General features: G+C 73.4%; 5 protein-coding genes. 2 read left to right on the top strand and 3 right to left on the bottom strand.

What is annotated here, in order from left to right; translation table 11 throughout:
* Positions 1 to 150: 150 nt before the first annotated feature.
* Positions 151 to 1,428: an MFS transporter gene (locus tag ACIQPR_RS46665; protein ID WP_403663069.1), complete on the top strand. Its 1,278-nt coding sequence runs from the start codon at positions 151 to 153 to the stop codon at positions 1,426 to 1,428.
* Positions 1,429 to 1,484: 56 nt separating this feature from the next.
* On the top strand, positions 1,485 to 4,028 hold the full coding sequence (gene lanKC, locus ACIQPR_RS46660; protein WP_403663066.1) for a class III lanthionine synthetase LanKC: 2,544 nt from the start codon (positions 1,485 to 1,487) through the stop codon (positions 4,026 to 4,028).
* A 30-nt stretch (positions 4,029 to 4,058) separates the two neighbouring features.
* On the opposite strand, the gene ACIQPR_RS46655 is transcribed toward lanKC (ACIQPR_RS46660), so the two are convergent.
* The 3 genes from ACIQPR_RS46655 to lanKC (ACIQPR_RS46645) all read right to left on the bottom strand — a co-directional run bounded on the left by ACIQPR_RS46655 (position 4,059) and on the right by lanKC (ACIQPR_RS46645) (position 8,803).
* Complete coding sequence (locus ACIQPR_RS46655) at positions 4,059 to 5,864, bottom strand: BTAD domain-containing putative transcriptional regulator (protein ID WP_403663063.1); 1,806 nt, start codon at positions 5,862 to 5,864, stop codon at positions 4,059 to 4,061.
* Positions 5,865 to 6,045: 181 nt separating this feature from the next.
* Positions 6,046 to 6,153: a class III lanthipeptide gene (locus tag ACIQPR_RS46650; protein ID WP_403663060.1), complete on the bottom strand. Its 108-nt coding sequence runs from the start codon at positions 6,151 to 6,153 to the stop codon at positions 6,046 to 6,048.
* A 61-nt stretch (positions 6,154 to 6,214) separates the two neighbouring features.
* The gene (gene lanKC / locus ACIQPR_RS46645) at positions 6,215 to 8,803 is read right to left on the bottom strand and encodes a class III lanthionine synthetase LanKC (protein ID WP_403663057.1); all 2,589 of its coding nucleotides are present in this window, start codon (positions 8,801 to 8,803) and stop codon (positions 6,215 to 6,217) included.
* Positions 8,804 to 8,817 lie beyond the last annotated feature (14 nt).

The following is an 8,817-nucleotide window of genomic DNA, read 5'->3' as shown; positions in this document are numbered from 1 at the left end:
CCGCCCGTGGTGCGCCCTCGCGGCGGGCGCCGGGGGGGGGGGGGGGGGGGTGGGGCGGGGGGGGGGGTGGGGGGCGGGGGGGGGGGGGGGGGCCCCCACCCCGGCCCGTTCGACTCCCACACCCGGTGGACCAGAATCTGGAAGGGCCCCATGAACGGCTCGCAGCCGGCCGCCGCCACGCGAGGCGGCACGGTCCGACTCAGCGGCATCAGAGACTTCCGTTTCCTGTGGATCAGCGGTCTGCTGGCCGGTCTCGGTTCGCAGATGTCGGCGATCGCGCTGCCCCTGCTGGTGCTGCGCCAGACCGGCTCCCCCGTCCAGGCCGGCGCGGTGGGCACGGTCTCGGTCGGCGCCCTGCTCATCACGATGCTGCCCGGCGGCGCGCTGGCCGACACGGTCGAGCGGCGGCGCCTCATGCGGCTGTGCGACATCGGCAGCACACTCGTGGTCGGCAGCCTGGCGCTGGCCGTCGCGCTCGGCCGCTCCCCGTTCGTCCTCGTCCTGCTGGTGGCCGCGGTCGGTGCCGTCATCAACAGCTTCTACGGACCCGCCGCGCTGGGCCTGCTGCGCGAGGTGGTCCCGCGCGAGCTGCTCGGCACCGCCTCCTCCCGGATGCAGGCCAGAGCAGCCGCCGCGCGTCTGGTCGGCCCGATGGCGGGCGGCGCCCTGTACGCCCTCCATCCCGCGCTCCCGTTCGCCGGCGAGGCCCTCTTCCTGCTGCTGTCCACCACCTGCCTCGCCTTCGTCCGCACCCGGTCGGCACCCGACTCCGCGGCCCGATCCGCCTTCTCCGGAAGGGAGTTCACGGCCGGTGTCGCCTTCCTGTGGCGGCGGCCCTACCTGCGTACGGTCCTGCTGGTCTTCGGACTGGGTGTCAACGGCGCGTTCGGCGCGATGATGTTCGTCGCGCTGGCCGTCACTTCGCACAGCGGCAGTTCCGGTCTGGGCGGCGGCACCGTCGTCTCGCTCACCGCCGTCGGCTCCCTTCTGGGAGCCCTGCTCGCCCCGCGCATCCCGCCCCGGTGGCGCTCCGCGACCCTGATCGCGGCGACCTGCTGGGTGTGCGGCTTCGACGCCCTGCTGTTGACGGTCAGTCAGAATCCTTTGTACGTAGGCGCGTTGTGCGCGGCCTGCGTCGCGATGGCGGCCGTCGCCGGCATCGGCTTCCTGACCTCCCTGCTGGAGTCGGCCCCGCAGCACATGGTCGGCCGGGTGCAGAGCGCCGCCGGATTCATCTCCTCCCTCGTCCAGCCGCTCGGCCCACTGGCCGGAGGCACCCTGCTCGCCGCCTACGGCGCGCGCACCGCCTATGTCGCGCTCGGAGCGGTGTTCCTGGTCTGCGCGGTCGTCCTGACCACCGCGCCCTCGGTCCGCCGAGCCGACGCCGTACCGGTCGCCGTCCCCACCGAGGCACTCGGCGCCGACTGAACACTCCGCCGGACAGCCCCCGCCTCTCCTCCGACCGACCCGACGGGAGACTCACCATGGCCGAAGCACGCCAGTCCCTGACCTACTGCGTCGCCGACCGCGACTTCTTCGAGACGCCCGCCCGGCTCCCGGACGACGGCAACCGCTACCCCCTGGCCTGCGGCGAGGCGCCCGCGGGCTGGAACCGTGCGGCGCGCGGGCTGTGGAGCGTACTGACCCCGGACGGCGTCCGGCTGCCCGAGCAGGGCTGGAAGATCCATCTGTCGGCGACCCCGCGCGTCGCCGGCGTGACGCTCGACCGGGCCACCGCCGTCCTGCTGCGCCGCCGCGTCCCCTTCAAGTTCCTGCGCAGCCGTGACGCGCTGCTGCTGATGGTCGACAAGCACATGGCGCGGGGCAGCAGCGGCAAGTTCATCACCGTGTACCCGGCCGACGAGACCGAGTTGGAAGAGGTCGTGGCCGAACTCCGGTCCGCCGTCGACGGGTTGCCCGGTCAGCACATCCTCAGCGACCTGCGGATCGGCCCGGGCCCCGTGCACGTCCGTTACGGGGCGTTCGTGGAACGGTGGTGCGCGGACGAGGACGGGCAGCAGGTCCCCGCGCTGCGCGACCCCTCCGGCACGCTGGTGCCGGACGTACGCTCGCCCGTCTTCGCCGTGCCCGACTGGGTCACCCCGCCGTCGTTCCTGGACGAGCCGCTCGCGGCCCTGCGCGCGGCGGGCTTCGGCGACTTCCCCTACCGGGTCGTCAAGGCCCTGCACTTCACCAACGCCGGCGGCATCTATCTCGCCCGCCACCGGGTCAGCGGCCGGACGGTGGTGCTGCGCGAGGCACGGCCCTTCGCCGGACTCGACGGCGCCGCCGCCGACGGTGTCGAGCGGCTGCACCGCGAGTACCGCGCGCTGACGGCCCTGCGCGGACTGGACTGCGTCCCCGAGGTCCTCGGCCTGCACACCGCGTGGGAACACCACTTCCTCGCCGAGGAGTACGTCGAGGGCGAGACGCTGCTGGACGCCGTGCTCAACCGCTACCCGGCCGTCGGCCGGGACACGGGCGAGGAGGCGACGCGCGCCTACGCCGACTGGGCGAGCGCCGTCATCGCCAACCTGGGCCGGGCACTGGACGCCGTCCACGAACGCGGGCTGCGCTTCCGAGACGTACACCCCCTCAACGTCATCGTGCGCCCCGACGACTCGGTGGTCCTGGTGGACTTCGAGTACGCCACCGACCTCGACGCGTCGGACGGACTGCGCGTCGGAGCCCGCGGATTCGCCGCCCCGGCCGGTACGGCACCCTCGGAAGTGGACGACCACGGCCTGTGGGCGACCTGGCTGTTCACGCTGCTGCCCATGACGGAGATGGCGGAATTCGCCCCGGACAAGGCGCCCCTGCTCGAAGCGGTGGCCAGGGAACGCTTCGGTCTGTCACCCACCGAAGGCCCGCGCCGACCCGACGCGGCACGGTCCCGGCCGACCGCCCCCACCGCAGACACTGTGCACGCCGACGACGTGTTCGGTCCCTCCGAGTGGCCCGCACTGCGCGACCGGCTCGCCGAGGGCATCCACGCCTGTGCCACACCCGACCGCGAGGACCGGCTGTTCCCCGCCGACTGGGAGGTCTTCCGCACCGGCGGCCACACCCTCGCCCACGGCGCCGCCGGTGTGCTCCTCGCCCTGCACCGCGCGGGCGCCACCGTGCCCGACCCCTACGTCGACTGGCTGACCGCGGCAGCCCGCCGGGTCCGCCCCGAAGCGGGCGGCGGACTGTACGACGGTCTGTACGGCGCGGCCGTCGTCCTCGACGAACTCGGCCGTCCCGACGAGGCGTCGGAGATCCTCGCACGAGCCCGGTCGGCCGGTGACACACCCCGGGCCGGCCTCTTCGGCGGCCAGGCCGGAATCGCCCTCACCCTGTGCCGCTTCGCCGTCCGCACCGGTGAACCCGCCCTGCTCGACGAGGCCGTACGCATCGCGGAGCGCCTGGAGACGCTACGGCGCGAGGGTTCGTCGCCGGGCCTAGGCCTGCCGTCCCACGCGGGCCTGATGTACGGCCTCGGCGGCCCCGCGCTGCTCCAGCTCCGCCTGCACCGCGTGACCGGTGAGGGGCGGTATCTGAAGGCGGCGCGGGCGGCCCTGGAGTGGGACATCCGGCAGTGCGTCCCGATGGCCGACGGGACCGTGCAGGCCAAGCAGGGCCACCGGCATCTGCCGTACCTGGACGAAGGCAGCATCGGGATCGCCCTGGTGGCACGGGAATACCTCACCCATGCCGACGATCCCGCGCTCGCGGCCTTCGTCGCCGCGGCGACACCCTGCGGCGCGGCCCCCTTCGTCCGCGAGCCGGGCCTGTTCCACGGCAGGGCGGGACTGGTCGCCGGGTTCGCCCTGCTCGCCCCGGCCGACGAGAACGAGGAACTCCTCGCGGCGGTACGGAACTTCTCCTGGCACGCGCTGCGCAGAGGCGAGGGACTGTATGTCCCCGGCGCCGGTCTGCTGCGCCTGTCCGCCGACCTCGCGACCGGCTCGGCGGGCGTACTGCTCGCCCTGCACACGGTGTTCGAGGGCAAGGGCGACCTGGGCACCCTGCTGCCGGTGAGCTGACGGGCCCCCGCCCGGGAGGCAGGTCCGGCCTCAGACGCGGGCCGCCTCCCGGGCATAGAGGTGTGTCAGGTACGGCAGCGAGTAGGCGGCGGTGTGCGCGGTGACCTCGCTGTCGGGCAGTACGACCGCGCCCGCCTCGATCATCCGCTCCAACTCCCGCTGAGCGCCTCGCTGTTCACCGTCCAGCACCGTGGCGGCCTCCGCCGCGGTGAACCAGCCGGACAACGGCAGGCGCGCGAGGCGGCACAGCGCGTCCTGGTGCCGGTCGGTCAACTGCGCCCAAGCGTCGGCCACATGGGAGCGCACCTGGAGATCACCGACGGTCAGTTCGTCCAGGAGCGCCCGGGGATCGGCGAGCCGCTCCGCGTACTCGGCGAGCGGCAGATGCTGGAGCACGGCCAGTTTGAGGCCCGCGGCCCGTATCGCCAGCGGCAGTTCGCCGCAGGCGGCCACCACGCGCGCGGCGGCGGCCCGGTCGCACAGCACGCGGCCGGTGCCGATCAGCCGGCCCAGCAGCTCCAGGGCCTCGGCCGTCGACAGCGGCGGGACCTGTACCCGATGGGCCGGGGCCAGTCCGGCCAGCTGCGTCCGGGCCGTGACGATCACCGTGCTCCGGCCGGTGCCCGGCAACAGCGGCCGGACGGCGGCCTCGTGGGGCGCGTCATCCAGCACCATGAGCGCCTTGTGCTCGGCCAGCCAGTCCCGCCACAGCGCGGCGGCCCGCTCCGGAGAGGTGCCCGGAGCCACGCCGAGACCGGTGTGCGCCAGCAGTTCCGTCGTCACCGACTCCAACGACTTCGCACCGCCGTCCCGCCGCCGCAGGGACACGAGGATTCGGCCGCCCGGGAACCCGCCCTCCAGCCGGTGCGCGGCGCGCACGGCGAGGGCGGTCTTGCCCACCCCGGCCGGACCGACCAGGACGTGGGTGACACCGTCGCCCCCGGCGATCGTCTCCAGCAGCTGGGCGAGGGTCTCCCCGCGGCCGGTGAAGTCCGCGGTGTCGACGGGCAGTTCGACCGGTGCCGAGGGACGGGCGGCCGGTGCCGGGGCGGCTTCCTCGTCGGCGAGGACCGTACGGTAGAGCGATTCCAGGGCCGGACTGGGGGACAGCCCCAACTCCCGTGCCAGGTGCTGCCGTAGTTCGTCGTAGGCGGCCATCGCCTCGCCCCGGCGGCCCGATCGGTGCAGGGCCGTCATCTGGGCGGCGCGCAGTCGTTCCCGTAGCGGATGGCTCTCCACCAGTCCGTCGACCGTCTCCGCGACCTCGCCGGGCCGGCCGGCCGCGAGGGCGGCCTCGGCCCAGTCCTCGCAGACGCCCAGATAGCGGAGGGTCAGGCGGTCGGCCTCCGCCTGGAGGACCTCGGAGTGGCCGAGTCCGGGCAGCGGCGGCCCGTTCCACAGGGTCAGGGCCTCGCGCAGCAGTCGCGCCGCGCGTTCCACGTCGCCGTCGGCGAAGGACTCGCGCCCGGCCCGGGCCAGTTCCAGGAAACCGAGGGAGTCCAGTTCTTGGGCGTCCGCCCGGAGCACATAGCCGCCGCAGCGCAGGGAGATCCGGTCGCCCGCGCCCGCCAGGGACAGCGTCTTGCGGAGCGCCGAGACGTACAGCTGAAGGTTCTTGCGTGCCGTGCGGGGTGGATCGTCGTCCCACACCGCCCTGGTCAACAGCTCAACCGAGACAGGGGAGTTGGGGTGGCACAGCAGTGCCGTCAGCACGATGCGCTGCTTGAGGGGACCGAGCGGGAGGGCCTGTCCGCCCGCCTCGGCGGAGAGCGGCCCGAGGACGGAGAGCCGCAGGGGGGAGGTCACGGTGGTCGGGTTCGCGGGAGTGGTGTACACCGGGCGTTCCTGTCTCACGGGACGTGGGACCGGCTCCGGCCCACGCGGTGATCGCGTGGGCCGGAGCCGGTCCGGGGGCCGTGGACGACTGTGCCGCGAAGCATGATCCCTAACATCGGGGAAAACCCGACGCCCGGCCGAGGGACCCTACGGCCCGCCGCCGCAGGGTCCCCCGCCTTCGTCACGCCGTGTGAATGCTCCAGGTGCTCCAGCCGGAGCTGATGCAGAAGGCCGCGGTCTCGGTCTCCGTGTCGGTGTCCAGGGTTTGCAGGGCGAGGATCTGGGTCATCGGGGTTCTCCTGTTCGACGGTGAGGAAAGGGACGTACCAACCCGGCGGACGACAACGGGTCTATCCGCCGGGCGCTGTGGATCCGGCGGCGGGGCCCAGGGTGAACACCTCGTCACCGGGGCCGTGCAGGACACGGCGGAGCGCCAGGAGCACCCCGGCCGCACCGCTCGACAGATCGGCACTGAAACGCTGCGCCCCCGACCCGAGGAAGCGGACCCCCCGGGTGTGCGGCACGGCGTACTTGAGCAGACCGGTGGCCGCCCGCACGGCGGCGGCGCGAGCGTCGGCCCCACCGTCCGTGTCGGCGCGGTCGGCGAGGAACCAGGCCAGCCCGGCCAGCCCCTGATACAGCCCGGCCTCGTTCGGCCAGCAGGACGCGGACGTCCCCGCCGCCACCAACGGGATTGCCGCTACGAGGCGTTCGTCGGCGCAGGTGGCCGCGTACCGGGTGAGGACCGTACCCACGCCCGCCGCTCCGACGGCGAGATACGGCATGGCTCGCTTGAGGACGGCGTTGTCGGCGAAGGACAGCGTGCCGTCGTCCATGGCGATCGCGCGGTCCAACTCCTCGTGCAGGAGCCGTACTCCGGCCGCGCGGTAACGGTCGTCGCCGGTCTCGCCGCCCAAGTGGTGCAGGAACAGGGCCAGTCCGGAACGGCCGTGGAACAGCCCGCGGGCGTCGTCGCCGCCGAGGGCGGGTACCAGGTCCGGGGCCGCGAGGAGGGCGTCCCCCGCGGCGGCGGCCCGCTCCAAGTGCCGTTCGTCGTCCGTCCGCCGGTGCAGGGCGAGCCAGGTCAGTCCGACCCCGGCCAGTCCGCCCGCCAGGGTCGCGCACGACGCGGTGAGGGGGTGGCGGTCGGCGTGCCGGGCGAGGTCGACCGCCTCGTCCAAGTGGCCGAGCGAGGCCAGGACGCGTGCGATCCCCGCAGTGCCCGCGTCGAGCCCCGGGGGCAGTTCGTCACGACGGTCCAGCGCGTCGTGACGCAGCCGCTTCTCGACGGCCTCCGGGACGGGTGCCCCCGCCTGATGCAGGGCGTGGACCACACCCGCGGTGCCGTAGGCCACGCACACGGTGTTGACACCGAACGCCTGTGGCGACGGCGGGAACACCCAGTCGGGCCGGCCGGTGTCGGCGGTCTCCAGCAGACCCGCCACCACGTCGTCGGCGAGCCGGGCCAGCGCGCCCAACGGATCGGCGTCGATCTCGGCCGGAGAGAGACCGGCCGGGCAAGGCCCCCCACTCGCCGGGTAGTTGGAGACGGCGCGCGCCCACAGATCGTCCGGGGGCACGGCATCCGCCAGATCGTGCCGGAGCAACGTGAGCCCGCCGGGGACCAGTTCGGCCGTCTCGTGGAAGGGCGCGACAAAGGCGAGGGCGAGCGCGGCCGTGCCGTACCGGTCCGTCAGCAGCGGATCGTCACTCGCGCCGAGCAGCGCGGCAGGGGGAGTGAAACCCTTGGTACCCATGGCCGCCGGGGGCCCGTCGAGCGCCGAGGCCGACTCGAAGTCGACGAACCGGGCGGTGCCCGACGGGGTGACGATGATGTTGCCGAGGCTGATGTCCCCGAAACGGTGTCCCAGCGCGTGCAGTTGCTCCAGCGCGGCGTCCACGTCCCGCAGAAGTCCGCGGCAGCGCGCGAAGAACTCCGCGCGGTCCTCCGCCGTACGGCCGTACCGCATGAGGGGGGACGTCCGGCTCAGCCATCTGCGCAGGGGATCACCCTCGATGAACTCGGTGACCAGGAAGTCGTGTTCCCACTCGGAGAAGTGCTCCAACGGTTCCGGGCACACACCGGGAGCCGCCGCGTGCACCGCGGTCAACACCTCGTACTCGTGGCGCAGCCGCTCCCGCGCGCTCGTACCGTCCCAGATGAGGCCGTTGTGGGCGCGGGCCTCCTTGATGAACACACGGCGGCCGGTGCGGGTGTCCCGCGCCTGGTATGTCCCTCCGGCGTTGCTCGGCTGCAACGCGGCGAGAATCTCGTAGTCGCGGATGAGGATCGCGCCCGCATGCGGCACCTGCTCCTCGGCGACGAACGGGTCGGTGATCCCGGCGGGCAGCACGAAGAACGGCCGTCGTTCGTCCGGGACATCACGCCCCGAGGCGTCCCTGACGAGCCCCTGCCGAGTGCCGTCGGGCAGCAGCCCGCTCCGGGCACCGAACGCGCCGTACCGGTAGTGCACGGTCTTGGAGTCGCCGAAACGGCGGTCCGAGAGGATGTACGGTCCGTCCTCGTCGCGCAGCGCGTCACGGAGCAGACCGAGCAGCTGTCGCGCGGTCTCGGTGTCCGGAGGGTAGATCGCGCAGAACTTGCCCGCCTGGGCGCGGTGGGCGTGCTTGTGGTGCAGGGCCAGGAAGAACATGCGGGCGGCCAGGTGCTTGAACGGCACGCCCTGCGCGAAGCAGACCGCTGCCACCTGGTCGAGGACCTCCTGGGCCCGGTCGAGGCGCGCCGACACATGGATCTTCCACCCCTGTTCGGGACGGCGGGCGTGCGGCCGGCTCCACACCGTCCAGACGTCCTGACGCACGTGCCGCCAGTCCGGGGCCGGACGGCTCGGTGTGAAGCGCGGGCCGGGGTCGGCCATCGTCGCGAGGGGAGCGTAGTACTCCTGGTCCGCGAGGGTCTCCGCGAAGGCGTCCAGCACGGGATCTCTCCTCA

This window comes from Streptomyces sp. NPDC091280 (assembly GCF_044768565.1).
GTDB lineage: Bacteria > Actinomycetota > Actinomycetes > Streptomycetales > Streptomycetaceae > Streptomyces.
Note: the sequence above shows the minus strand (reverse complement) of the source record. Positions and strands in the feature narration are given on the sequence as shown.

What these genes read in the sequence shown, in the direction of transcription:
- ACIQPR_RS46650 (WP_403663060.1), bottom strand. Translation starts at nt 6,153, where the DNA reads ATGACCCAGATCCTCGCCCTGCAAACCCTGGACACCGACACGGAGACC.
- lanKC (WP_403663066.1), top strand. Translation starts at nt 1,485, where the DNA reads ATGGCCGAAGCACGCCAGTCCCTGACCTACTGCGTCGCCGACCGCGAC.
- ACIQPR_RS46665 (WP_403663069.1), top strand. Translation starts at nt 151, where the DNA reads ATGAACGGCTCGCAGCCGGCCGCCGCCACGCGAGGCGGCACGGTCCGA.